Here is a 23,766-nt window from a genome sequence, read left to right as displayed (position 1 = left end):
CCCATGCCGCAACCGCAGGGAATGAACGGATTGACCGCAACCACCCGACGTCCCGTGGAACCAGCGACGCGCCATGATGAGCCGGCACTAGCCTATCCCGGCGACTTTGCCGCCTTGCGCCAGGGCTTTCGCGAAGCGGCGGAGCGGGCGGGCGCAGAACTGTCCGAGTATGTCCATCCGCTGAACGGACCGGATGGCGAGACGCTGGCGACAGATGTGGCGCTGCTGGGCCGACGCGATGCGCGCAAGCTGATCGTGGTCATCTCGGGCACGCATGGCGTCGAGGGACCGTTCGGCTCGACCTGCCAGACCGCCTGGCTTGGCCAGAAAAACCTGCGGCGCTTGCCTGACGACATCGCGATCCTTGCCATCCATCTCATCAATCCCTGGGGCACGGCGTGGTTGCGGCGCGTCAACGAAGACAATGTCGACCTCAACCGCAACTTCATCGACTGGTCGGCGAGTGCTCCGGTCAACAACGGCTATGCCGGTCTCCACGACGCCGTGGCATACCGCGAGTGGGAAGGGCCGGATCGAATAGCGGCTGAGGAGAAGCTCGCCGCGGCGCGCAAGAGGCTTGGGCACGCCGGGCTGGCGGCGATTATCGAGGCGGGCCAATATGAGTTCGCCGACGGGATGTTCTATGGCGGCGGCGGCCCTGTCTGGTCGAATCGGACGTTGAACGAAATCCTGAAGACCTTTGCCGCCAAGGCGCGGCAGGCTATCGTCTTCGACCTGCATACGGGAGCGGGGCCTTACGGTTATCCGGCACTGCTTTCGGTGGCGAGTTCCGAGCATGCCGGTCTTGCCTGGGGCAAATCCATCTTCGGGCCAGCGCTGACGACCGTGCTGACAGGCCCGGGCGCCAAGACAGGCACCGGCATCGCGGCGATGGCGACTGGCTATGTCTCGGACGCCGTGCGCAAGGCAATGCCGAACGCGCGCGTGCTGCCGCTTGTCGTCGAATGCGGCACCCTGGAGGGGCCTGCCGTCATGGAAGCGGTGCAGGCCGACAACTGGCTGCATCTGTTCGGCAAGCTCGATTCGCCGCTCGGCAAGCGGATCCGGGAGACGCTGCGCTCGGCCTTCATTCCGGATGATCCGGATTGGCAGCGCGCCTGCCTGTCCAGCAGCCTGCGCCATTTCGACCGTGCGCTGGCGGACCTGAAGGCGGTCGAGCTGGATCAGGACGAAGCCATCAAAGGCGAACCGTCGTCACCCACCGTTCGCGCTGAGGTTGCCGATCCGGCGCCCGCTGACGAAGCAAAGATCACGACGCCGGCCGTACAGATCGACGAGCTTCACAAGAGCTTCGGCTCGCTTCTGGTGTTGAAGGGCGTCAATCTTACCGCTCACGCCGGCGAAGTGATTTCCATGATCGGCTCGTCAGGCTCGGGCAAGAGTACATTCCTGCGCTGCATCAATCTTCTGGAACAGCCGGACGGCGGAAAGGTCGCCATCGACGGCGAGGTAATCAAGATGAAGCCGGTGTCGAACGGCCGTCTTGGTCCGGCCGACATGGCGCAGGTCGAGCGTATCCGCGCGCGCGTCGGCATGGTGTTTCAGAACTTCAATCTATGGCCGCACATGACGGTGGTGGAAAACATCGTCGAGGCGCCCCGGCACGTGCTGAAGGAGCCGCGCGAGAAAGCCATCGAACACGCGCACGCCTTGCTGAAGAAGGTCGGGCTCGCCGACAAGCATGCCCACTATCCCGGCCAGTTGTCCGGCGGCCAGCAGCAGCGGGCGGCGATCGCCCGCACGCTGGCGATGCGGCCCAAGGTCATCCTCTTCGACGAGCCGACTTCGGCGCTCGATCCCGAGCTGGTCGGCGAGGTGCTGCGGGTGATCCGCCAGCTGGCGGAGGAAGGCAACACCATGATCCTCGTGACGCATGAAATGCAGTTCGCGCGCGAGGTCTCCCACAAGGTTCTGTTTCTCCACCAGGGAAAGGTGGAGGAAGAGGGTGCGCCAGCGGAGCTGTTCGGCAGTCCGCGCTCCGAGCGTCTGCGCCAATTCCTGGCCCGGACACTGTGAGGAAGCCGCATCCTCGAAGCGTCCGGTTCGGACCGGACAACTGCAATGAAGACCAACAACAAGGGGAACTGACATGAAACTGAAAGTCTTGACGCTGCTCGCCTTTCTCACGGGAACCATGGGCAGCGCATTGGCGGCCGAAGGCGAGCTGTCCATCGGCACGGAAGGCGCCTACCCGCCATGGAGCATGTCCGACGCGAACGGCAATGTCACCGGCTTCGACGCCGATGTCGGCGCCTTGCTCTGCACCAAGCTTGACGTGAAGTGCCATTTCGTCGTGCAGGCGTTCGACGGGTTGATCCCGGCACTGAAGGCCAAGCGCTTCGATGTCATCATCTCGGGCATGTCGATCACCGCCGACCGCAAGAAAGAGATCAATTTCAGCGCCGGCTATGCCGAACTGGCCAACATGTTCGTGGCGGCCAAGGGTTCGGATCTCGCCGCCATCACTGATGTCGACACGCTGTTGAAATCGCTGGACGGCAAGAAGGTGGGCGTGCAGGCCGGCACGACCCACGCACATTTCGTCGAGAAGCGCGCACCGAATGCCGATCTCAAGACCTATGACACGCTCGACCAGATGCAGATCGACCTGGCGAGCGGCCGCATCGATACCGCTTTCGCCGATCAATCCGCCTTGCAGGACTTCCTGGACAAGCCCGATGGCAAGAATTTTCAGCTGATCGGCGTCGAGATCAAGAGCACCTTCGATCCGACGCTCGGCGAAGGCATTGGCGTCGGCATCGCGCAGGACAACACCGAACTCAAGGCCAAGATCGACAAGGCGCTTTGCGAGTTGATCGCCGACGGCTCGGTCGGCAAGGCCAGCCAGAAATGGTTCAAGACCGACATCTCCCGGTCCTGCAAATAAACGCTGAAAAGCTCTCGCATGCGTCCGGGCTGCCGGGCGCATGCTTCTCATTCACGCGGCACATCTAGGGAACTCAGATGGAATTCGGTCTCTGGCAGGTTTGGGAAGCGGGTTGGGTCACCGCCATCCTGCGCGGCGCGTCGATAACGATCCTCGTCGGTCTCGTCAGCATGGCGGCCGGTCTGGTGATCGGCATCGTCTGCGGTCTCATCAAATGGGCCCGGATATTTCCGCTTTCACTGTTGGTCGATGCCTATACATCGCTGGTGCGTGGCGTGCCCGAATTGCTCATTATCTATCTCTTGTTCTTCAGTTCGGTTGAATTCGTGACCAAGGTCGTGACAGCGTTCGGCTATGCCGGTGTCGCGGAGAGCGGCTATGCGTTCGTCATCGCGGTCATCGCCATCGGCGCGATCTCCGGCGCCTATTCGACCGAGGTCGTGCGCGGGGGGCTCGGCGCGATCCCCGATGGGCATATCGAGGCCGCCCGCGCGCTGGGACTGTCGGGTTGGCGGATCTTTCGCCGCATCATCGCACCGCAGATGCTGCGCATCGCGGTTCCCGGCATCAACAATGTCTGGCAGACGACGATCAAGGATACGGCCCTGGTTTCCGTGGTCGGTCTTCAGGAGTTGATGCGCGTTTCCTTCATCGGCGCGAATTCCACGCGCCATCCATTTATTTTCTACCTGATCGCGGCGGCGGTTTATCTGCTCATCACCCTTGTAAGCCAGGCCGGCTTCGACGGGATCGAACGCCTGGTCAGGCTGCGGACGAGAAAAGCAGTATGATAGACCTCATCCAGCTTGCAGTTCCCGTTCTGCTGAAGGGCCTATGGGTCACGGCAGCGCTGACCTTCGTTTCGGTGCTGATCGGCTTCAATCTGGGCCTCGGTCTGGCACTGATGCGGCTGTCGTCGAACCGGCTGTTGTCAGGTTTCGCCAAATACTACAGCAATGTCTTTCGCGGGACTCCGCTGCTGGTGCAGATATTCCTCTTCTACTACGGACTTGGCCAGCTTTCGCTGATCAAGGACAATGCGGCTTTGTGGTGGGTGATCAGCGACGGCGCACGCTGCGCCGTGCTGGCGCTTGCATTGAATACGGCCGCCTACACGTCAGAAATCCTGCGCGGCGGATTGATGTCGGTTCCGGTCGGTCTCGTCGAAGCAGCCCAGGCGTGCGGCATGTCGCGCATGCTGCGGTTCCGCCGCATCGAGTTCCCGCTCGCCATCCGCCAGGCGCTGCCGGCCTATGGCAACGAGCTGATCCTTGTCGTCAAAGGCACCAGCCTCGCCTCGACGATCACGGTGCTCGAAATCACCGGTTACGCCAAGCGGCTGATGAGCCAGACCTTCGCGATCTTCGAGATATTCGCCATTGCCGGGGTGCTCTACCTGGTGATCAACCTGCTGCTGATCGCGATTGTCCGCGTCCTTGAACGCTTTCTCATGCGGCACGAGACGTCTTCTCGTCGAAAATCGGTAGCGCTCACCCAGGTCGATCTACCGTGATTTCGTCACATCTTAAGATTGGCTGTTTGATCTGCCCGCTCTCTGCAACCCATCATCATCGATAAGCCCGGGACCGCGTCGGCCTTAGGGTTCGCGACCCGAAAGGTTGCCCCTATCTCATTCGTCCACCGTCCCCTGGAGAATGCAATCGTCGGCCAAGGGCGATCTCGGGCCCAAACTACCGCATTCTCTTTGGGCTGCTCCGAAAGCGGGCCGTCCGTGTCCGGCCACATTTCGGCCAATCACAAAGTGAGTCCTGGGCCACTCGGGCTAAATTGGTATGTCGAGCCAGTAATCAATCTCGTTCGTTGTTTTCGGGTTCGCCAGACCATACGAGATCGTACGAAGGATATGGGCTGGCTAACAATTCGCTAAACCATTGATTTTCCTTAGAAAGATCACACTCTTGCATAGTTCGGCCTGTGGTCTCATCCTAGTCGGATGAAGTCTGAGGAGAAAGCTTCCGGCAGCAGAGCGGACACCACTGAGCGACCGGTTACGGCATTTCGAGAACGCAAAGTGGCGCGGAATGTTGCGAGCAAATCTTCGCAGCACGGCCGCCAAAGTGCGTGGTGAAGCAGCGGCCGCGCAACCAGGGGAGCCTGATTTGACCTTGCCTTCGTCTACCAACAAGCGTGCGCTGATCACAGGGGCGGGTGCTGCCGACGGCATCGGCTTTGCCATCGCGCGGCAGCTTGGCCTTGCCGGTCATGCCGTTTTCCTGAGCGGTGCCAGCGCGCGTGTACTCGATCGCGCCGCCGAGCTTTGCGCCGAAGACATCAATGCCAAAGCCGCGGTCGCCGATCTCACCATCGCAGTCGAAGTCGCGCGGCTGCGGGCGGACGTCGGCGCTGTCGACATCCTGGTCAACAATGCCGGCATGGGCTCGCTGGCATCGCCCTCGGCCGACAGGGCGTTTCTCGCCATGACGGAGGCCGACTGGGACCAAGGGATTGCCGTCAGCCTGAAGACCGCCTTCCTGGTCACCCGGGCGTTTTTGCCGGCGATGGTAAAGGCAGGCTATGGGCGTATCATCAATGTGGCGTCGGTCACCGGGCCATTGGTGGCTTTCGAAGGCACATCAGCCTATTCCGCCGCCAAAGCCGGCATGGTCGGCCTGACGCGCACGCTGGCGCTCGAAGTGGCAAAAAGCGGCATCACGGCCAATGCCGTGGCGCCCGGCTGGATCGAAACAGGTTCGTCGAGCGAGATGGAACGGCAAGCTGCCCTGCACACGCCACCGGCGCGGGCCGGGCGACCGGACGAGGTTGCCGCAGCGGTGATGTTCCTGGCATCGGAAGGCGCGAGCTACGTCAACGGCGCCCTGCTGGTGGTCGACGGCGGCAACAGCCTTCAGGAGCGCAAGGGCTGACTCCGAGACGACCGGTCGTTCACGATCGGGTCGGGTTTATGGAAAGCACTGGAAACGGCATCGCCAATGCATTCGCCGAGGCTGAAGCGACGGTCCACCAACTTCCTGACGGATGCATCGATTCCTCAGCGGAGCTTCCGCCATCCACAAAGTTCAGACCAGCGAGCGCATCAGCGTTGCCTTTGCCGAAGCGAGATGCGCCTGGCAGGCCCGTCTGATGCGCTCGGGATCGCGGCTTTCGAGTGCATCGATATAGGCCAGATGCTCCAGAATCGCAGCTTGGTTGCGCTGCTGTTCATCATGCTTGTTCCACTGATAGTGGTAGTGAAAAATGAAGCTGATGATGTCGTAGAAATCGTCGATGAAGCGGTTCGGAGAAGCCTCGTTTATGAGCCGATGAAAGCGGTTGTCGAGGCCGGAGAAGTCGTGATAGCGGCTTTCAATCCGCTTCAGCAATTCGGTATGTGCGACCTTGAGCGCGGCGAGCTTATCCCACAGCGGAGACGTGTTGGGTTGCCGTGAAAAGAGATGCGCCGAGCGCAGCTCGAACATCACCCGGATCTCGAACAGCTCAAGAGCGAAATCCTCCGTGAAGCCCTTGAAAAGCCAGCCGGTGTTCGGCCTTTTCTCGAGCAGCCCAAATCGGCTGAACCGGATCAGGAACTCACGAATACCGTTGGTCGCGACACCGAACTGCCGGGCAAGTTCGAGCTCGTTGATACTGGTGCCAGGCCTGGTGTCACCCCGCAGCATCCACTCCATGAACTGCTGTTCGACATGGTTGGCCCGCGACGTGGTTTCGGCGTCGGGATAGTAGTCGCTATCCTCGACCGCGCGGCCTGCCGTCCGGACGCCGCCGCGCTCCGCGACGAGTTCGCGGTGGGCAAGTTCTCCCAGAACCTTTCGAACGGTCGTACGGCTCACTCCCATCCGCCGTCTCAGCTCATTTTCGGAGGGGAGCTCCCCGCTTATTTGTCCATCCCGCAGCATGGTGGCGGCGCGGTTGAAGGCCTTTTTGTACACAGTGTCGGTTCGCATCGGTTCTTCCTCGGAGCAATACCTTGTCCTTTCTAGCATGAACTTTATCCATAAAAAACAACTTGACCAAGTGATGGTGGTTGTTTTTTATCGATAAGAAGAAGCTGAAATACAGCAAAAGTTTTACGGCGAGGGCTCGCACGAGCTTTCAGCGGGGAGGAGACTTTGCCTGAATCGGGAAACACCGGCACCACTGCCGGCGAGGCCGCATTGCCGGAGTCCGGGAAGCAGGAAGCCGTTCCAGGCCTTGCGCTTGGGCTGGCCCTGCTGAGTGCTGGTCCGGTCGTCATCCTGGTGCTGCTGATCGTCTTGCTTAGCTTTCTGTCACCCTATTTCCTGACAGGGCGCAACCTCAGCAACATCCTCGCCCAGACCGCCGTTATCTCGGTTGTCGCAATGGGGCAGCATCTGGTCATCCTGACACGCGGGATCGATCTTTCCGTAGGCTCGAACGTTGCACTGGCTTCCGTCGTCGGCGCGCTCAGCTTTCACGCCGGTGCTCCCGCAGTCGCGGTGATCGCGGTGATGGTTGGCTGCGGGGCGGCGGTCGGGGCCATCAACGGGCTTTTCTATGTCTTCGGCCGGTTGCCGCATCCTTTTATCATTACGCTGGCGACATTGAGCATCGCCAAGGGCCTGGCGCTCCAATTGGCCGATGGGCGCGCCATTCCTGGAATGCCGGAGGCCATCGATGCGCTGGGCCGCGAGGCGGTCTGGGGTCTGCCGGGTTCGGTCTTCGTCGTTGCCGGCGTTGCAGCGGTCCTTTTCGTCATGGCCAAGACGATGGTCTGGGGGCGCTGGATCTATGCCGTCGGCGGCCGACCTGACGCCGCCGTGCGCATGGGCATTCCCGTGTCCTGGGTCCTGGTTTCGGTTTATGTGATCTCAGGGCTGTGCGCCGGCATCGGCGCGGTCATCCTCGCCGGCCGCACCGACGCCGGTTCGCCCTTGTTCGGCAATCTGCTGGAACTGGACACGATCGCGGCGGTGATCATCGGCGGTGCCAGTTTTCTCGGCGGCCGCGGCCATCTTGGCCATGCCTTGATCGGTGCCATCATGATCGGCGTCATCCGCAACGCGCTGAATCTGCTTAACGTCAACGTCTTCTTCCAGCTCATCGTCATCGGCGTGGTCATTGTCATAGCTGTCGAGTCCGACGTGCTGCGCAACTACCTCGAAGGGCGTGTGCGCGTCATGCAGGCCGGGAGGCAGTCATGAGTGCCGTTGCGGCCAGCGTCGATCATACAGCCTCTGCCGACCATCCTGTGCTGGCGGTGCGAGGCGCGACCAAGCGTTTCGGCTCGGTCATGGCGCTGGACGATGTCAGCATTGAGGTCCGGCGCGGCGAGATCCTCGGGCTTCTCGGCGACAATGGCGCCGGCAAGTCGACGTTGACCAAATGCATCAGCGGGGTGCACCAACTCGATGCTGGCGCGATCCTTCTGGACGGTGCGCCGACGCAGGTACGCTCCCCCGCGGATGCGCGCTTCGCCGGCATCGAGACCGTCTACCAGGACCTGGCGCTGTTCGACAATCTGACGCCTGGACAGAACTTCTTTGCCGGTCGCGAACTGGCCTGGCCGTCATGGCTTCCGCGCGGCCTGCGATTTCTTCAACAGCGCAAGATGGATGCCGAGACCCGCGTTCTGCTGGCAAACCTTAAGGTCACCTTGCCGCGGCTCGACGCCGTCGTTGCCATGATGTCGGGCGGCCAAAGGCAAGCCATCGCAGTGGCGCGGTCGACCGTTTTTGCCCGCAAGGTTGTGATCCTCGACGAGCCGACCGCAGCACTTGGCCTGCGCGAATCACGCCAGGTGCTCAACCTCGTTGCTGCCCTGCGTGACCAGGGCAACGCAGTCATCCTCATCACCCACAATATGGAGCATGTCGTCGAGCTTGCCGATCGCGCCGTGGTGCTTCGCCAGGGCCGCAAGGTTGGTGAACTTGTTCCGACCAAGGACAACAAGCAGGAGCTGGTTTCCATGATCGTTGGAGCCTGATCCGTTCGAGATTTGGGGGCCGTTCCGGTCCGCAAATGCCTGAAGCGACTTCCGCCGGAAGACGCCTCAAATTCCAAGGGAGGAATGGAATGCCAATGAACCGAAAACTGTTCGCTGGGCTGGCGATCGCCATTGCGTTTGCGATGCCCGCTTCTGCCGCCGACAAGACCAAGGTCGGCTTGATTACGAAGTTCCCGGTGCCGTTCTACTCGACCATGGAGGACGCCGCCAAGAAATACGCGGCCGCCCATCCCGAGATCGAACTGGTCACCGGCCAGGGCCAGGCAGCAACCGACATTGAGGGTCAGATCGCTCTGATCGAGTCCATGATCACGCAAGGCGTCAAGGGTCTGGCGATCACTCCGGTCGATCCGACCGTTGCACCGGCGCTGGACAAGGCCGTCGCTGCAGGCATCAAGGTGGTTCTCGTCGACAACAGCATCCCAAACTGGAAGGGCCAGACCGCACTGGTCTCGACCAACAATCTCAACGGCGGCAAGATCGCCGGAGAGTACCTGAAGACCGTGCTCAAGAGCGGCGACAAGATCGGCATTCTGCAAGGCGTCCCAGGTGTGCCGGCGCTGGACGACCGGGTCGCCGGGATGATGGAGGGCCTTGGCGACGTCAAGGTCGAGGTGGTTGGCAAGGGCGCAACCAATTGCACGCTCGAACTTGGAACGTCAGTGACCGAAGACATCCTGACCGCCAATCCCGACCTCAAGGCGATCTACTCGGCTTGCGGCCCGCCAATCCCGGGAGCCGTCAAATCGATCAGCAATGCGGGCATTGCCAACGACAAGATCATCCTGGTCGGCTTCGACGCCTGCTGCGGTGAGATCGAAGCCATCAAGTCGGGCGCGGAAGATGCCAGTGTTGCACAATTTCCGGCAAAGATGGGCGAGCTGGGCATCGACACTGTCGTCAAGGCGATCCGTGGGGAAGCTGTGGAGGCAAATGTGGATACCGGCGCCGGGCTCGTGACGCTGAAGAACGTCAAGGACTTCGAATAGGCGCCCACACCTCGGCCCGGCGGCAGCCCAACCGCCGGGTCTTTTTTGGAACATTTCAGGAAGATGCCCGAATGAAAGCGCTCGTATGCCGAAAGCCCGGCGAATTGATCTTCGAACATCGCCCGGCGCCGGGGCGGCCGGAAGCCGGATGGGCATTGATCAACATCAGCCATGTCGGCATCTGTGGCACCGACTACCATATCTTTGAAGGCAAGCATCCCTACCTGGCCTATCCGCGGATCATGGGGCATGAACTCTCCGGCACCGTGGAGGCGGTTGGTCAAGGCGTCGCCATCGAGGCCGGAGAACGGGTCGTCGTAAATCCCTATTTCGCCTGCGGCAAATGCATTGCGTGCCGTCACGACAAGCCCAATTGCTGCGTGTCGATAGAAGTGTTGGGCGTTCATCGCGACGGTGGCATGTGTGAACAATTGTTGGTGCCTGCCGGCAACCTTTACCCGGCCGCGGGACTCTCAGCCGTTGACGCGGCAGCCGTGGAATTTCTGGCGATCGGCGCCCACGCGGTGAGGCGCTCCAAGCTTGCTGCTGGCGTCCGTACGCTGGTCATCGGCGCCGGGCCGATTGGATTGGGTACGGCATTGTTTGCCCGTCTTGCAGGCCAGGCGGTGACGATCATGGACATGAGCAGAGAGCGGCTCGACTTCGCCGAACGCCAACTCGGTTTTCCTGTCATCGACAATGCATCGGCCTCGCCTGTCGAGCTGGTGCGGGAGCGAACCGATGGTGACGGTTTTGACCTCGTCTTCGACGCGAGCGGCAGCAAGGCCTCGATCCAAGCCGCATTCAGCTACGTGGCCCATGGCGGCGCCATGATATTGGTCAGCGTCATCAAGGACGAGGTTAGCTTCTCCGATCCCGAATTCCACAAGCGCGAAATGATTCTGATCGGCAGTCGCAACGCGACGCACGCCGACTTCCAGCACGTCATCGCCTCGATCCACGCCGGAAAAATACCAATCGACCAACTCGTCACCCACCGCACCACCCTGCATGACAGCCCCCGCGATATCGCGATCTGGGCTCGGCAGAAATCCGGCCTGATCAAGGCCGTTATCGGCGTGGCGGAACTTGGCTGACTTCAGCAAACGCGGATTGTCGGACCCGCAGCAGACGGATCATATTTGGACCGGCGGCCGATGCGTACCCTCACCAAGCTTCTAGAGAACGAGGAAGATCGTTGACCAACGAAATCGTCACGCCCATTTTCCAGTTCGGCACGAGCCGCTTTCTGCAGGCGCACGCAGCGCTCTTCGTGCACGAGGCGCTGTCGGCAGGCGATGCGGTCGGACCCATCACGGTGGTCGCGATCAGCGGCTCGGCGAGCGGCCGAGCCCGTTTGCAGGGGCTCGCCCGCGATGAGGGCTACCCGGTTGTCATCCGCGGGCTGAAGAAGGGCCACCGCGTCGAGCATGAAATCCGCGTGAAGAGCATACGGCGCGCGCTTGATGCCGAACTTGACTGGTCGCGGTTGACCACGCTGTTTGCGGAACAAGCGGAATTCGTTGTTTCGAACACGACGGAGGCGGGCCTCACCATTCCATCCGATCTCGTCGTCGACCTCACCCACGCCCGCGGCCCGGCGCCGGCGGGATATCCGGCAAAATTGCTCGTTCTGCTCGCGCACCGATTTGCGGTGTCGGCAAGGCCCGTCGTGGTGCTTCCAACCGAATTGGTTCCGCGCAATGGCGACACGCTGAAGGAAGCGTTGATCGCTTTGGCCAAGCGAAGCGGCGCCTCCGACGCCCTTTTGTCGTTCATCGCCGACGATTGCGTCTTTGCCAACTCGCTGGTCGACCGCATCGTCTCGTCGGCCATCGAGCCCGTCGGGGCAGTCGCGGAGCCATACGCGCTATGGGCGATTGAAAAGCAAGCTGGGCTGAGGCTGCCTTGCCGTCACCCCGCGATCGCGCTTGTCGATGATCTCGACCGCATCGAGAGACTGAAGCTGCACATCTTGAACCTCGGTCACACGGTGCTCGCACAATACTGGATGGCCGATGGGCTGAGACCCAACCTGACGGTGCGCGAAATGCTGGAAGTCGATGGATATCGAAGCTTGCTGACGGAGATCTATGGTTCCGAGGTCGTTCTTGGCTTCAAGGCCCGGGGCCTGGAGCAGGAAGCGACAGCATACGTAGCGACCACGCTTGAGAGGTTCGACAACCCTTTTCTTGATCATCGTCTGAGCGACATCGCCGCTGGTCACCTGACCAAGGTTCAACGGCGTATCGGCGGCTTTCTTCAGTGGGTGCCGGAGGAGCACCGTCGACAGTCGCCATCTCTCGAGAAGATTCTCTCGGCCGTCGACCAGAATGCGGATCGCCAAAACGTCGTCCCATAATTGCATCTGTGCTGTCGTATTGGCTCGGCTGGTTGTGCGATCAAGGGTATCGCAACAACCCAATGGATCTGGGGGCGAGGCTAGGCGCCGCCCACAGATAGCAGCTTTCGCTGTTCGGATGGCAGTCAGTGCGGTCGATATGTGAGCGCCACGACACCATTGGCGAAGCGGTGCGTGCGGACGAGTTCCATGTTTATTTTGTCCGCATCGATGTCCGCAAAAGCGCGTTTGCCCTGACCGACCTTGGTAGGCAAGACTAAAAGGTCGTATTCATCGACGAGGTTGTTGTCCAACAGCGTTCTGTCCAGTTCCGTGATACCGTATTTCAGGATATGCCCGCCGGCCTGCCTCTTGAGCATGGCAAGTCCTTCGGCCACATCGCCTTTGATAAGAGATGCATTCCACCCGACCTCGTCGAGCGTCGTTGACGCCACCAGCTTCTTCAGCCCGTTGATTCGATCCATGTAGGCGCTTCCGGTCGCGTTAGGCCAAACCGGAGCGAAGTACTCATAGGCTTTGCGGCCGAGAAGGAAGAACTCGACATCGTCCAGCTTCCGAAGGGCAAACGCCCTGACCTCGTCGTCGAAAAACCGTGACGCCCAGGTCATCGGCGACTCGACGATGCCGTCGAGTGAGATGAAACTCGAAACCAGTAGTTTTCTCATGTCAGTCGCTCCTTATGTTGGATGCCAAAACACGGGCGGACCCATCAGGATCGCGCCGTCTAAATCTGTCCACCTGCCGTCGGCGAGGAATGCTCGATTGCGTCAACCATCGCCGGTCCCGCCGCCCTTTTTGCGAAACGGATTGGCTACGGCGCCTCAGCGCGCCGGTAGCGACCGGCGCATGAACGTCGCTGTGGCGAACATCGATCAACCGGCGCCCCTGGCGCGTTGCGGCCCGATTCCGTTCAGGGATCGCATCCAGCCGGTCATGAAGTCCGCAGACAATATCGGAAAGAAATTGGCGCCTCAGCATTCACGGCCCCCTTTCGTTGTGGCGAGATGGAGGAGCGCTACGAGCGTGATAACGCCAGCTGTCGCGACGAACGCCGCGCTGAACCCGACCGCTGTCGCAAGGCCGCCGAACGCAATTCCGCCGATACCGAGGCCCGCGTCATAAGCGCCGTTCCACAGTGCGCCGGCGCCATCCACCTGCGAGGGAGCCGCGCGGGCGAGCAGCTCGGCGAGAGTCGCGGTTTGCAGCACGCCGAAGGCTATCCCGCTCAAGAGCATGCCGCAGAGCACCTCTGCCTCGCCCGTGGCCGCCAGGCCGATTGCGGCGACGACACACGCGGCCAGGCCAGCGAGCATAGGCAGGCGCGTGCCGTGCCTGTCGACATGCCGTGCCGAAAGCCAGCGGGTAACGGTTGCGCCCAAACCCTGAAGCAGCAGGCCCAGCATGATCGTCCCGCTGGTCGCCTCCGGATGGGCGAGAGGAAGAAAGGTGACCGCTGCGCCGACAAGGACCGCGCCGCAGCCGAGCGAGAGTGCCGGCCCGATCGCCACGCCCAAAGGCGGAAGGCAATGGGCCTCGTGCGTTTCGATCTTCCGCTCGGAAGGAAGAACCGGGGTCGCGGCAATGGCGGCAAAGGCAAGCGCCGCCGCGCAGACGGCTGTCCCCGGTGCACCGAGATTCGTCAGCACCCAAGGGCCGAGGGGAACGGCCACGATCGCCGGAACCGCAGACGCGACCCCAGATATGCTCATGGCTTCGGCACGCCGCGACGGCGGTGCCATTTGGGCCGAGAGACCGGAGGCGGCGACGAGCAGCACGCCAAGTGCAAGCCCGCGACCTGCGCAATTGAGGAGCAGCAGCGCGAGCGAAGCAGGAAAGGCCGTAAGGCAGCCTAGACCGAGCAAGCCGAGGGCGACCGCAAGCGCGCTCTTACGACCGGCGCGGTTGATCACCTGTGGCGCGGCAATTTCGCCGACGATGGTGGCTGCCATCAAGGCGCCGGTTGCGGCGCCTGCGCCGCTGGTCCCTCCGATAGCCGACGCATGCGCGGGAATGGCCGACAGAAGCAGATAGAAGCTGCTCATTGTCGAAAGCATCACGCCTGCAATGCTCAGCATGGGAGCCGTCAAAATCGGCTCAGGAGCGGTTCGCGCCCGCGGTGCGGTAAGTGTGGTTGTCGCCATGGTCTTGTCCTCACAGATGACGAGGCCTGGCTTACCGTGCTACTGGTCTTGACGACATGGCCAGTTGTTGAGGAATTTTGTTGACCAGTTTGAACGCGGATATCGCTCTCAGCCTTGACCGCTCCATCGATGAGAGCCTCGGCAGTCAGCTGCGCCGCGGCCTGCTGACCCGAATTCGAACCGGGGCCTTGCGCCCGGGCGTCCTCCTTCCCTCGACCCGCGCGCTCGCCGCTCAACTGGGTGTCTCGCGCCCACTTGTGGTCGACGCCTATGCGCAACTCGCCGCCGAGGGATTCCTGACCGTGCGTCAGGGCGCACGGCCGATGGTCGCCGCCGGCTTGGCGAACGTCGCCGCCTCGGCAGAGCAGCGGTCCGCCGATGAAGTGATCCGCTACGATCTGCGGCCGGCCATGCCAGACGTAGGGCATTTCCCGCGCAAGGCCTGGCTGAGCGCCGTCAGGCAGGTGCTCCAGACCCTTCCGGCGAGCGATCTCGGCTATGGCGACCTTCGCGGGAGTTCGGTCCTCCGGGCTGCGCTCGCCGATTATCTCGGCCGCGTGCGCGGCCTCATCGCCGACCCCTCACGCATCTTCATCACCAGCGGCTTTGCCGAAGGGCGCGCCCTGGCCTGTGTTGTCCTGCATGCCGTCGGAGCGCGCAGCGTTGCGGTCGAGGATCCGGGCTACAGCGATTGGGTCGCGGTCGACAAAGCCGGGCTCCTCCGAGTCCCCGTGCCGGTGGACGAGGATGGGATCGACGTCGACCAGCTCATCGCGACCGGCGCCGATGGCGCGCTGATTACTCCGTCGCACCAGTTTCCGGTTGGCGGCGTGCTCAGCGCGGTTCGGCGACAGCGCCTGGTGAAATGGCTTCATGAAACGGACCGCTATATTCTTGAAGACGACTATGATGCGGAGTTCCGCTACGATCAGGCGCCGGTCGGGGCACTACAGGGCCTCGCTGCCGATCGGGTCGTCTATGCAGGCACCGCAAGCAAGACACTGGCGCCGGCGCTGCGCCTCGGCTGGCTCGTGGTTCCGCCGCAGCTGATCGCACCGATGAACCGCGAGCTGCGGCGCTGGAGCGAAGGACCTCCGCGCATCGATCAGGACGCACTTGCGCACCTTCTGCAGTCAGGCGCCTATGATCGGCACTTGCGGAAGATGCGCCGTATCTACCGTGATCGCCGCAACAGTCTGCTGAGCTGCTTGAGGGACGAACTCCCGGACGTCGAGGTTGAGGGCGCGGCAGCGGGTCTCCACGTAACGGTGCGACTGCCCGCGACCATCGGTCGAGCCGGTGAAGCCGACATCGTCGCGCTTCTGCGAAAACGGGGCGTGGCGACCGAAGCGCTCGGACGATATTCTCAAACCGCGGCCGGGCCACGGCGCTTGTTCATCGGCTACGGCCGAATTCCCGACAGCGCGATTGCTTCCAGCGTCCGCTTGCTCGCGCAGACCATCCGTGACGTCTCGCCCCAGTGAAGTCCGGTGATCGCGGTCGGTGCAACGTGCATTTCTGCCCCATACACGCTCAATTCTTCCAGTTTGAATTGAGCGCTATCGCGTAAGTCCATAAGTTGTAGGCGAAATGATTTTGGGGGCCTTTTCGTCAGTCCTGTCCGGCAAATGATGGCACTCGTCAGCTCATGACTCGCCGTTTTCTAAAGGCTTGGGAACGATGTTTGCGATAGGCGGCGACAACGACGTGCAGGCTGGTTCCGACCTGGGCCGCCGGGTCATATCCGCTCCTTGCAGATCCGACGGAGGCGTGCAATCGGTCAGATTGCGTCGCTCGCAAAGCAAAGACTTACCTCAGCGCCGGGCTCACTATGAGACCTGGATCAAACCTGCACGACGGGCCGCCTTCAAAAATGCCCGTCTTGCTTGTTGCGGAGCCCGCCATCCGTCCAAGGCGTCGCGGCAAGTGCGGCGGGCAGCTCGATAGCTTGGTCCTCTCGCCCATTCCGACCATTGGTCATGAAGGCACTCAAGTGCTTCCCAACTGCTGGCAACCACCCGCTCCCTCGAGGGTCTCACGCGCAGTCTCACTGGTTCGGAAAATCGAATATCCCTCATAGCTTTGTGCGCTCCCGCAGACCGATTACATCGACTTGTTGTAGGGGCCTCTCGAAGCCGCTCCGAAAGCGCCAACTGCCTCGGCCGCGACGATGTCGCCTGCGGCCTGTACAAGCAAATCCATGCGGCGGGCGAAGGCAACAAATGTGCTGCGAGCGGTTTCGGCATCCACCTCGCCGGCGAGGGCTGCCCGACAGGCATTGAGCGCGACGCCATGAGCAGAGTTTCGCTTCGATGGCGGCCATTCATCCAACAGGACGAAGGCGTCTTTTACGCTTTGAATGTCGGTCGGAAACCCAAGACCCACCAGCACCCTCACGGGATGCTGAAATTGATTGTGTTCCATATTTTCCTCCGTTTCACGCGATTAGCTCAATCGATCGGAAGCCTTTCCCACGGCGCGTGCGCGATAGATTGCGGGCGTCGCGCCTTAGCCTGCCGAACTCCCGTTTCCAGGAGGACCTTTGCTGTCGGTAAGATTCCGCGCGGCCAGAAACATCACCGTGTATGCTGCTTTGCGCCGGTCCCAACCCGCGGCCTCCGCTCTGTCGAGCAAGTCGACCAGTATCGGGTCAAGCGCAACCTTCAGGTCTGCTTCGTAGTTCAGATCGGTGGCCGCACGCGCCGGCGGCGGGATTACGTTCAAGTTCATCACGTTCATGGCTCTACCCATTTGTCAGGGTGTCCGGGCCCACCGGGCGCGGACACAGCCGTTGCCATCAGAAGTCCATGCCACCAGCCGGCATTGCCGGAACGGCGGGTTCCTTCTTCGGCTTCTCGGCAACCATCGCTTCCGTCGTTACTAGCAGGCCGGCAACCGATGCCGCATCCTGGAGTGCGGTTCGCACCACCTTCACCGGATCGATGACGCCCTCGTTGTAGAGGTCGCCGAACGCGTTGGTCTGTGCGTTCCAGCCCCAGCCGAACTCCGGTTTCTCACGCAACTTGCCGACGATGATCGAGCCTTCCGCGCCGGCGTTCTCAGCGATCTGGCGCACTGGCGCTTCAATCGCGCGGCGCACGATCTCGATACCATGCTTCTGGTCTTCATTCTCGGCCTGCACCCTGTCCAGTGCCTTGGCCGCACGCAGAAGCGCCACGCCGCCACCCGGCAACACGCCTTCCTCGACCGCAGCGCGCGTCGCATGCATGGCATCGTCGACACGGTCCTTGCGCTCCTTGACCTCGACCTCCGTCGAGCCGCCGACGCGGATGACGGCGACACCGCCGGCGAGCTTGGCCAGCCGCTCCTGCAGCTTTTCCCTGTCGTAGTCGGAGGTCGTTTCCTCGATTTGCGCCTTGATCTGGCTGACGCGACCCTGGATCTCGCTCCTCGAGCCGGCGCCGTCGACGATGGTGGTGTTCTCTTTCTCGATCACCACCTTCTTGGCGCGGCCGAGCATCTCCAGCGTGACGTTCTCCAGCTTGATGCCGAGATCCTCGCTGATGGCCGTGCCGCCGGTCAGAATGGCGATGTCTTCCAGCATCGCCTTGCGGCGGTCGCCGAAGCCGGGCGCCTTGACGGCGGCGACCTTCAGCCCACCTCGCAGCTTGTTGACGACCAGGGTGGCCAATGCCTCGCCCTCGACATCCTCGGCGATGATCAGCAGCGGTTTGGACGATTGAACGACGGCTTCCAGCACCGGAAGCAGCGCCTGCAGATTGGACAGCTTCTTCTCGTGGATCAGCACATAGGGCTCTTCGAGTTCGACGCGCATCTTGTCCTGATTGGTGATGAAGTACGGGCTGAGATAGCCGCGATCGAATTGCATGCCCTCTACGACTTCGAGTTCGGTCTCGGCGGTCTTGGCTTCCTCGACGGTGATGACGCCTTCGTTGCCGACCTTCTGCATCGCTTCGGCCAGGAAGCGGCCGATCTCGGCGTCGCCATTGGCCGAGATGGTGCCGACCTGGGCGATCTCGTCATTCCTGGTCACCTTGCGGGCGTTGGTCTTCAACTCCTGAACAATCGCTTCCACGGCTTTATCGATGCCGCGCTTCAGGTCCATCGGGTTCATCCCCGAGGCGACGGCCTTCGCACCTTCCTTGACGATCGCCTGGGCAAGCACCGTTGCAGTGGTGGTGCCGTCGCCGGCAAGGTCGCTGGTCTTCGAGGCGACCTCGCGCACCATCTGGGCGCCCATGTTCTCGAACTTGTCCTCGAGCTCGATCTCCTTGGCGACGGTGACGCCGTCCTTGGTGATGCGTGGAGCGCCGAACGACTTGTCGATGACGACGTTGCGGCCCTTGGGGCCGAGCGTCACCTTCACCGCATCGGCGAGGATGTTGACGCCGCGCAGCATGCGCTCACGGGCGTCGGAATGGAATTTCACTTCCTTGGCAGCCATTGGATCATTCCTTCAATAGGCAGCTTCATTGACTGGGTTGCTGTGGCGCTGAAGCATCGATCAGGCGGCTTTCTTGATCGTCGCGGCCCGGTCGATCACACCCATCACATCGGTTTCCTTGATGATCAGCAGATCCTCGCCGTTGAGCTTGATCTCCGTGCCGGACCACTTGCCGAACAGGATGCGGTCGCCGATCTTGACGTCGAGCGGCGTGAGCTTGCCGCTCTCGTCGCGGGCGCCCGGGCCGATGGCAATCACCTCGCCCTCCTGCGGCTTCTCCTTGGCGGTATCGGGGATGATGACGCCGCCGGCCGTCTTCTCCTCGGCTTCGATGCGGCGGACCAGGACACGATCATGCAATGGACGGAACGTCATATCGTTCTCCTTCGGGACAAACAGATTTTTGAGGTTCCTCCACACCGGACCGGCAATATCGGGCCGGTGCGGGGCGCCACGACCCTTTTTCAGGCATCGCGCGGATATCGAGCTAGTTTTGGAATTTTCGAGTTTCAAGGGGTCGCTGGAAAAATTTTGGCACTCTGCATACAAGAGTGCTAGTGACATGAATTCATGCAGCTATTTTCGCTAGGACGCGCGACTTTCAGATCTTGAAATTCCGCAGGGACCCTACGAAATTTTTCGGCGCTGGAGTCCTGAAAAAGGGCTCGAGCGCAAAACCGATGCCAAGGAGATTTGTTAGGAAGTGGAGACTATCGATGGAACGAACTTTCCCGAAAAACATCCCCTCGATCGCCCCTGAGGCCTCTGATCCTTCGCTTGACCGCCTGCTGTTTCCGGCGCGGCACTTTAGTCACCCCAATGAGGTGGTGGGCGACCGCACGCTCGACACTCAGGAAAAGCGCGCCATTCTTGCCTCATGGGCTTCTGATGCTTGCGCCGTCGACTCCATGCCTGCGCTGCGAAAGCCACCGGGCGCTGCTAGCCCGGTGACGTTCGACGCCGTGATGGATGCACTTCGCCGACTGGACGACAGTCGCGCCGAGGTAGGCTGTGACCGCGAGGAATGGCAGGCTCGAGAACGCCCGCAAAGACTTAACGCCTGAACGCGCGACAGGAGAGACGCCCTTTGTTGTTGTCACGGTGCTTTGAAGAAGGTTCTGGCTGTCTGGTTGCCAACACCCCTTGAACCTAAAAGAGGTGTCTCCAATCTCTTTACTATGTCCGGCGGCGGCTTGGCGGATCTCAAGTCGAACTCTGCCCTGTTTGCTATGGTATTCGCCCAAGCTCGTCGACTTGCCGGAACTGAGATCCTTGCCACACGCAGGCGAGGCAGGATCGGTTGTCACGCAGTTTGAAGGGAGGTCACATGGAAGATGGAATGTTCAAACAGACGATCTTCGTACGAGACGATGGCTTCGCTCTCAGAAGGATCGCTTGTGTCATGGATGCGATAGAGTTTCTTGAGGAATGGCCCCTCGAAAGGCGCGGCCTGCTTCACGCAGCGGCGAGTGACACTTGCTACTCGGCATATGATGGTCGAAAGTCCGTCGATGCGGCACACAAGACATTCACGACTTGGGCACGCAGGGTCGGTGTCATTGAGGATATTCCCGTGGCGCCGCCTTGGATGACAGGGCCTAAGATTAGCGCTGCAGACCATCCTACAGAAATTGACGGTTGATTTCGCTTGCGGCGGCAGGTCGTACCGCCGCCGCATCGGTCGACGCGTCACTAGTGCCATGGGGAGGAGGAGTACTGGGTAGCCAAGGATGCGGCGACCAAGAAGAGTGAGGTGGTGACCAAAAAAAACCGGACGGCACAAACTGACCGATGCCGGCAATAAGACGTATACAAGCAAGGCCAATGCCGACAAGGCATTGAAGGACCTGACTGCTTGCAAATGAACTGACAGGCTAGTGCAGGTCGCCCCTCCGCCTTCTCGTGGGCCGCCTACACGTCGGCCAGTAGTCGTCTTCGCAGTCTTTCAGGAACAAGGGCTCGAAGCTGGCAAGACACTTGCAGCGACGGCCTCGCGAACTGTCATGCCAACGACACGCCGTTGTCGGGCGAGGCCGCCCAAGTCCGCAAGCATCCTCGGACCTTAAACGGCGCGCTTGGAATCGCTGGAATAGCGTGGCGATCCATGCATCTCTGATCAACTACCGATGCCCGGATGCGCCTAGGCCGGATCTGCCACGTCGCCTTCGTCATCGGGCTCGATCAGGTCGATTAGCGCTGCCACCCGTGTTCCCGGCAGCGGTCGCCCCTGGCTCATCGGCGCCTCGTCACCAAAGGCCCAGGCCCACGCCTCTCTCAATTCCTCGAGCGAGGCACCGGACGCGATGATCTCCGCAATTGTCACGTCGTCTACAGGCCCGAGGACCGAGACAACGTCTTGGCGTGTCATGGTTATCCTTTTCCTTCCGGTCGAAATACCCCCGAAGCAGATGGGCATTCAATGGACGTCATTTGACCATCTCGCTATCTGCGAGTGCCGGGGCTAGTCGAGCCCCGGCACTCCTTCGCGACAGTCATTTGCTGCCATTGATCGCAATGCGCTTGGCGTTTGCCTGCGCCTTTGTGGTCTTTGGCAGTGTCACGGTGAGCACACCATTCTTGAACGCGGCCGCGACCTTGTCATCTTCAACCTCACGGCCGAGACTGAAGCGCCGCTCAAAGCGCCCATAATAGCGTTCGCTGAACTGGCGATCCTTGTCCTCGGTCTCTGCCTTCTTCTCGCCGCGAAGCGTCAGGACACCATCATCCAGCATGACCTCGATGTCGTTCTCATCGAGGCCCGGGATTTCGGCCGTCACCCGGATTTCCTTATCGGTTTCCGAGAACTCCACGCTTGGCCAAGTCCCGTTGAGAGGGGGCACGCGGCCCAGAACCGAAGGTGTGTCAAAACCGCGGAACACCTCGTCGAATAGCCGGTTGACATTGCGGTGCAACGACAGGAACGGATCCATGTCGTCACCGCGATAAATGCTCGGTGCCTGGCTGCCGCCACGGCTCCAGGGAATCAAGTTCCGTACGCTCATTTGTCCTTCTCCTTTTCGTTTTATGGGTCGCATCCGGATCCCACCCACGACAGGACGGGGTGTCTTCTGCAGGCCGACCGCCAAAGATCAGGCCGCCGCGCTTTCAATGCGCTTGGAGGCCGCCTTTTTGTCGGTCTCGACATTAATCGCGATGCGGCGCGGCTTCATCTCCTCGGGAATTTCCTTCTTGAGGTCGATGATCAGCAGACCGTTTTCGAGTTTCGCCCCGACTATGGTTACATGGTCGGCCAGTTCGAATTGGCGCGCGAACGGCCTCAGCGCCAGGCCATGATGGAGGTACTGGACCTCCTCGTTCTCTGTCTTGGCGCCCTCGATCACCAGCATATTCGGCTGATGCGTGATCATAAGCTCGTTTTCACCGAAACCGGCCACCGCTAGGACAATTCGGTAGGTGTCTTCGCCGAGCTTGGCGATATCGTAAGGCGGCCAGTTGTCCGCATTCTGTGGCGAACTGGCGTTTTCGAGCAGGTTGAAGATGCGGTCAAAGCCGATGCTCGACCGATAGAAGGGGGAAAAGTCCACGTTCGTTCTCATAGCTACATCCTCCTTGGAGCAACATAGATACGAGGGAACGCCAAGAAGCCTGGCGCTCCCTGACACGTCGGCCCCTTGCACGGCGACCGACAAAGATGAGTTGGGAATCGATTTCCGCCGCGTCAAGAGCGACCGCCGCAATCACCGGCCAAATGACAACCAAACAGGCGCAGGCATTTGTGAGTTTTGCCAGGATAGCTGGGGTGCTGGCCAGCGGCTATTTCTGCAGTCTCGCGGCCGGCAACAGCAAGAAAAATCCCGATCTGGACGTTTCACAGATGTTGGGACCAGCCAAGCCGGTAAGCGTTCAACTCTTCCGCACATGCCAGGCCAGGTAAGCAATCGCGGCGCCAACACCAATCAATTCTATCCCCAACAGCAGTCCGATCAGCCATACGGCTGTCACCGGGATCCTGACCCACAGCGTCACGGAAAGAAGAATCCCGATCATCCCACTCCCCAGGACCCAGCCCCAGTTGGGGAAGGGGCGGATGGTGAGGGCGAAAACTACCTTCGCGATGCCCTCGATCATGAAGAAGACGATCAGCAGCAAGGTGATGGTCAGCAGTCCGTTTCCAGGATGGCGCAGAAAGAGAAGACCAATCAGCACAGCAAGGATGACGGAGATGAGTTGCAGCCAGAAATGAGGCACGTGGCCCGCGCCGATCAGGCTTATGCCTTGTAGGCCTCCGCTGACGATCAGCACCCAGCCGAGCAAGTTCACCACGGCAATCGACGAGATCATCGGAAAGGTCACTGCCAGAATTCCGGCTGCGACCAGCATCGCGCCCTCGACCAAATACCAAAGTGAGTACTGCCTGAGGGTCTGCCGCATCGCCTCGCGAAAGACGTCTGCTGCTGCATCCAACGAGATCGACCTGCCCTGCCTCCAAAAGCCGTCTGTGTCTACGACGGCCTCAAGCTGGGCCGCATGCGCTTTTGCGATTTTCAGGAGGGTTGTTGCCGTCTCCTGGGCTGTCCATCCGCGGGCTTGTGACGAAGCGACCAGTTCCTCGAATGCGGGCTCCAATGCGACCTCGCAGTTGACCTCCCGATCGGGGCTGTCCTCTGGCAGGATTGGGGGTTCAACCTTCTGGGACATGCAAATGAAGTGCATCGCGGACGAAAGGTTCCGACGCGCCTCGACGATTGATCATAATTCTGAAAATGCGGCCGGCTCATTCACCCGTGAGCGCCGCCCGCGGCGGCGAATGCCTTCCGACGCCGGAAGCGGCGTTTCGTTTACGGCGCGTCGCCCGCGCTGTTGCCAGGCCAAAGGACGACGCGAGAAGGCCGAGCTGGACTTCGCCTTCTACCCGCCGCCTGCGTTCGCCATCTCGTCCTTGAAGCTGACTTTCGTGCCTTTTTGCACCATGGAGGCGAGGTCCTCGGCATCCCAGTTGGTCAGCCTGATGCAGCCATGCGAGAAGGTCGCGCCG

At 61.2% G+C, this 23,766-nt stretch carries 27 protein-coding genes; 13 read left to right on the top strand and 14 right to left on the bottom strand.

The window, feature by feature from the left end; translation table 11 throughout:
- Window positions 1–21 precede the first annotated feature (21 nt).
- The 5 genes from CK227_RS37895 to CK227_RS32370 all read left to right on the top strand — a co-directional run bounded on the left by CK227_RS37895 (window position 22) and on the right by CK227_RS32370 (window position 5,793).
- On the top strand, window positions 22–2,037 hold the full coding sequence (locus tag CK227_RS37895) for a DUF2817 domain-containing protein (RefSeq protein ID WP_095775947.1): 2,016 nt from the start codon (window positions 22–24) through the stop codon (window positions 2,035–2,037).
- Window positions 2,038–2,110: 73 nt separating this feature from the next.
- Window positions 2,111–2,908 carry a transporter substrate-binding domain-containing protein gene (locus tag CK227_RS32385; RefSeq protein ID WP_095775946.1) on the top strand — a complete coding sequence of 266 codons (798 nt, stop codon included), beginning with the start codon at window positions 2,111–2,113 and terminating at the stop codon, window positions 2,906–2,908.
- 77 nt (window positions 2,909–2,985) lie between these two features.
- Window positions 2,986–3,699, top strand: coding sequence for an ABC transporter permease subunit (locus CK227_RS32380; protein WP_095775945.1), 714 nt, complete (start codon window positions 2,986–2,988; stop codon window positions 3,697–3,699).
- Window positions 3,696–4,421, top strand: a complete 726-nt coding sequence (locus CK227_RS32375; protein ID WP_095775944.1) for an ABC transporter permease — start codon at window positions 3,696–3,698, stop codon at window positions 4,419–4,421. The genes CK227_RS32380 and CK227_RS32375 overlap by 4 nt, the downstream gene beginning before the upstream one ends.
- A 607-nt stretch (window positions 4,422–5,028) precedes the next feature.
- On the top strand, window positions 5,029–5,793 hold the full coding sequence (locus tag CK227_RS32370; protein WP_245318383.1) for an SDR family NAD(P)-dependent oxidoreductase: 765 nt from the start codon (window positions 5,029–5,031) through the stop codon (window positions 5,791–5,793).
- A gap of 153 nt (window positions 5,794–5,946) precedes the next feature.
- On the opposite strand, the gene CK227_RS32365 is transcribed toward CK227_RS32370, so the two are convergent.
- The gene (locus CK227_RS32365) at window positions 5,947–6,831 is read right to left on the bottom strand and encodes a GntR family transcriptional regulator (protein WP_095775942.1); all 885 of its coding nucleotides are present in this window, start codon (window positions 6,829–6,831) and stop codon (window positions 5,947–5,949) included.
- A 165-nt stretch (window positions 6,832–6,996) separates the two neighbouring features.
- Here CK227_RS32365 and CK227_RS32360 point away from each other — a divergent pair, with 165 nt between their 5' ends.
- The 5 genes from CK227_RS32360 to CK227_RS32340 all read left to right on the top strand — a co-directional run bounded on the left by CK227_RS32360 (window position 6,997) and on the right by CK227_RS32340 (window position 12,203).
- A complete protein-coding gene (locus tag CK227_RS32360) occupies window positions 6,997–8,049 on the top strand; it encodes an ABC transporter permease (RefSeq protein ID WP_245318382.1) in 1,053 nt (350 codons plus the stop codon).
- Window positions 8,046–8,831 (top strand): ATP-binding cassette domain-containing protein, encoded by a 786-nt coding sequence (locus CK227_RS32355; protein WP_095775941.1) that lies wholly within the window; start codon window positions 8,046–8,048, stop codon window positions 8,829–8,831. Before CK227_RS32360 ends, CK227_RS32355 begins: the two co-directional genes overlap by 4 nt.
- Before the next feature lie 95 nt (window positions 8,832–8,926).
- Entirely contained in the window at window positions 8,927–9,841 is a 915-nt protein-coding gene (locus CK227_RS32350) for a sugar ABC transporter substrate-binding protein (RefSeq protein WP_095775940.1), read from the top strand.
- Between the two features lie 71 nt (window positions 9,842–9,912).
- Window positions 9,913–10,938 carry a zinc-binding alcohol dehydrogenase family protein gene (locus CK227_RS32345; protein WP_095775939.1) on the top strand — a complete coding sequence of 342 codons (1,026 nt, stop codon included), beginning with the start codon at window positions 9,913–9,915 and terminating at the stop codon, window positions 10,936–10,938.
- Between the two features lie 101 nt (window positions 10,939–11,039).
- Complete coding sequence (locus CK227_RS32340; protein WP_245318380.1) at window positions 11,040–12,203, top strand: mannitol dehydrogenase family protein; 1,164 nt, start codon at window positions 11,040–11,042, stop codon at window positions 12,201–12,203.
- A gap of 125 nt (window positions 12,204–12,328) precedes the next feature.
- Here the strand turns inward: CK227_RS32340 and CK227_RS32335 are convergent, their stop codons facing one another.
- From CK227_RS32335 to CK227_RS32330, 3 genes are read right to left on the bottom strand one after another with little or no spacing between them, the layout of a single operon-like run.
- Window positions 12,329–12,868: a dihydrofolate reductase family protein gene (locus CK227_RS32335; RefSeq protein WP_095775938.1), complete on the bottom strand. Its 540-nt coding sequence runs from the start codon at window positions 12,866–12,868 to the stop codon at window positions 12,329–12,331.
- 1 nt (window position 12,869) lies between these two features.
- On the bottom strand, window positions 12,870–13,181 hold the full coding sequence (locus CK227_RS36470; protein ID WP_143750554.1) for a DUF1611 domain-containing protein: 312 nt from the start codon (window positions 13,179–13,181) through the stop codon (window positions 12,870–12,872).
- Window positions 13,175–14,344 carry an MFS transporter gene (locus CK227_RS32330; protein ID WP_095775937.1) on the bottom strand — a complete coding sequence of 390 codons (1,170 nt, stop codon included), beginning with the start codon at window positions 14,342–14,344 and terminating at the stop codon, window positions 13,175–13,177. Before CK227_RS32330 ends, CK227_RS36470 begins: the two co-directional genes overlap by 7 nt.
- 80 nt (window positions 14,345–14,424) lie before the next feature.
- Here CK227_RS32330 and CK227_RS32325 point away from each other — a divergent pair, with 80 nt between their 5' ends.
- A complete protein-coding gene (locus CK227_RS32325; RefSeq protein WP_143750553.1) occupies window positions 14,425–15,828 on the top strand; it encodes a PLP-dependent aminotransferase family protein in 1,404 nt (467 codons plus the stop codon).
- Window positions 15,829–16,173: 345 nt separating this feature from the next.
- Here CK227_RS32325 and CK227_RS32320 read toward each other — a convergent pair whose 3' ends face one another.
- From CK227_RS32320 to CK227_RS32300, 5 genes are all read right to left on the bottom strand, one after another.
- Window positions 16,174–16,422: a DUF982 domain-containing protein gene (locus CK227_RS32320; RefSeq protein WP_095775935.1), complete on the bottom strand. Its 249-nt coding sequence runs from the start codon at window positions 16,420–16,422 to the stop codon at window positions 16,174–16,176.
- Between the two features lie 25 nt (window positions 16,423–16,447).
- A complete protein-coding gene (locus tag CK227_RS32315) occupies window positions 16,448–16,768 on the bottom strand; it encodes a DUF982 domain-containing protein (RefSeq protein WP_095775934.1) in 321 nt (106 codons plus the stop codon).
- 84 nt (window positions 16,769–16,852) lie between these two features.
- Window positions 16,853–17,083: a hypothetical protein gene (locus CK227_RS32310; protein WP_095775933.1), complete on the bottom strand. Its 231-nt coding sequence runs from the start codon at window positions 17,081–17,083 to the stop codon at window positions 16,853–16,855.
- Window positions 17,084–17,141: 58 nt separating this feature from the next.
- Window positions 17,142–18,770 carry a chaperonin GroEL gene (groL, locus tag CK227_RS32305; protein WP_095775932.1) on the bottom strand — a complete coding sequence of 543 codons (1,629 nt, stop codon included), beginning with the start codon at window positions 18,768–18,770 and terminating at the stop codon, window positions 17,142–17,144.
- 60 nt (window positions 18,771–18,830) lie between these two features.
- Complete coding sequence (locus CK227_RS32300) at window positions 18,831–19,145, bottom strand: co-chaperone GroES (RefSeq protein WP_095775977.1); 315 nt, start codon at window positions 19,143–19,145, stop codon at window positions 18,831–18,833.
- Between the two features lie 341 nt (window positions 19,146–19,486).
- On the opposite strand from CK227_RS32300, the gene CK227_RS32295 reads away from it, so the two are divergent.
- Together CK227_RS32295 and CK227_RS32290 are read left to right on the top strand one after the other, a co-directional pair.
- Window positions 19,487–19,834 carry a hypothetical protein gene (locus CK227_RS32295; RefSeq protein ID WP_095775931.1) on the top strand — a complete coding sequence of 116 codons (348 nt, stop codon included), beginning with the start codon at window positions 19,487–19,489 and terminating at the stop codon, window positions 19,832–19,834.
- Between the two features lie 263 nt (window positions 19,835–20,097).
- A complete protein-coding gene (locus CK227_RS32290; RefSeq protein ID WP_095775930.1) occupies window positions 20,098–20,412 on the top strand; it encodes a DUF982 domain-containing protein in 315 nt (104 codons plus the stop codon).
- A 498-nt stretch (window positions 20,413–20,910) separates the two neighbouring features.
- On the opposite strand, the gene CK227_RS32285 is transcribed toward CK227_RS32290, so the two are convergent.
- The 5 genes from CK227_RS32285 to CK227_RS32265 all read right to left on the bottom strand — a co-directional run.
- A complete protein-coding gene (locus CK227_RS32285; protein WP_179296579.1) occupies window positions 20,911–21,144 on the bottom strand; it encodes a hypothetical protein in 234 nt (77 codons plus the stop codon).
- Window positions 21,145–21,262: 118 nt separating this feature from the next.
- Entirely contained in the window at window positions 21,263–21,772 is a 510-nt protein-coding gene (locus tag CK227_RS32280; protein ID WP_095775929.1) for an Hsp20/alpha crystallin family protein, read from the bottom strand.
- Window positions 21,773–21,859: 87 nt separating this feature from the next.
- Complete coding sequence (locus CK227_RS32275) at window positions 21,860–22,327, bottom strand: Hsp20 family protein (RefSeq protein ID WP_095775928.1); 468 nt, start codon at window positions 22,325–22,327, stop codon at window positions 21,860–21,862.
- A 307-nt stretch (window positions 22,328–22,634) separates the two neighbouring features.
- Window positions 22,635–23,429, bottom strand: a complete 795-nt coding sequence (locus CK227_RS32270) for an HdeD family acid-resistance protein (RefSeq protein ID WP_245318378.1) — start codon at window positions 23,427–23,429, stop codon at window positions 22,635–22,637.
- Window positions 23,430–23,639: 210 nt separating this feature from the next.
- Window positions 23,640–23,766: L,D-transpeptidase family protein (locus tag CK227_RS32265; protein ID WP_143750518.1), on the bottom strand; the 127-nt coding region annotated here is incomplete at its 5' end.

The sequence above is a fragment of the Mesorhizobium sp. WSM4308 genome, from assembly GCF_002294905.1.
Classification (GTDB): Bacteria; Pseudomonadota; Alphaproteobacteria; order Rhizobiales; family Rhizobiaceae; genus Mesorhizobium.
Note: the sequence above shows the minus strand (reverse complement) of the source record. Positions and strands in the feature narration are given on the sequence as shown.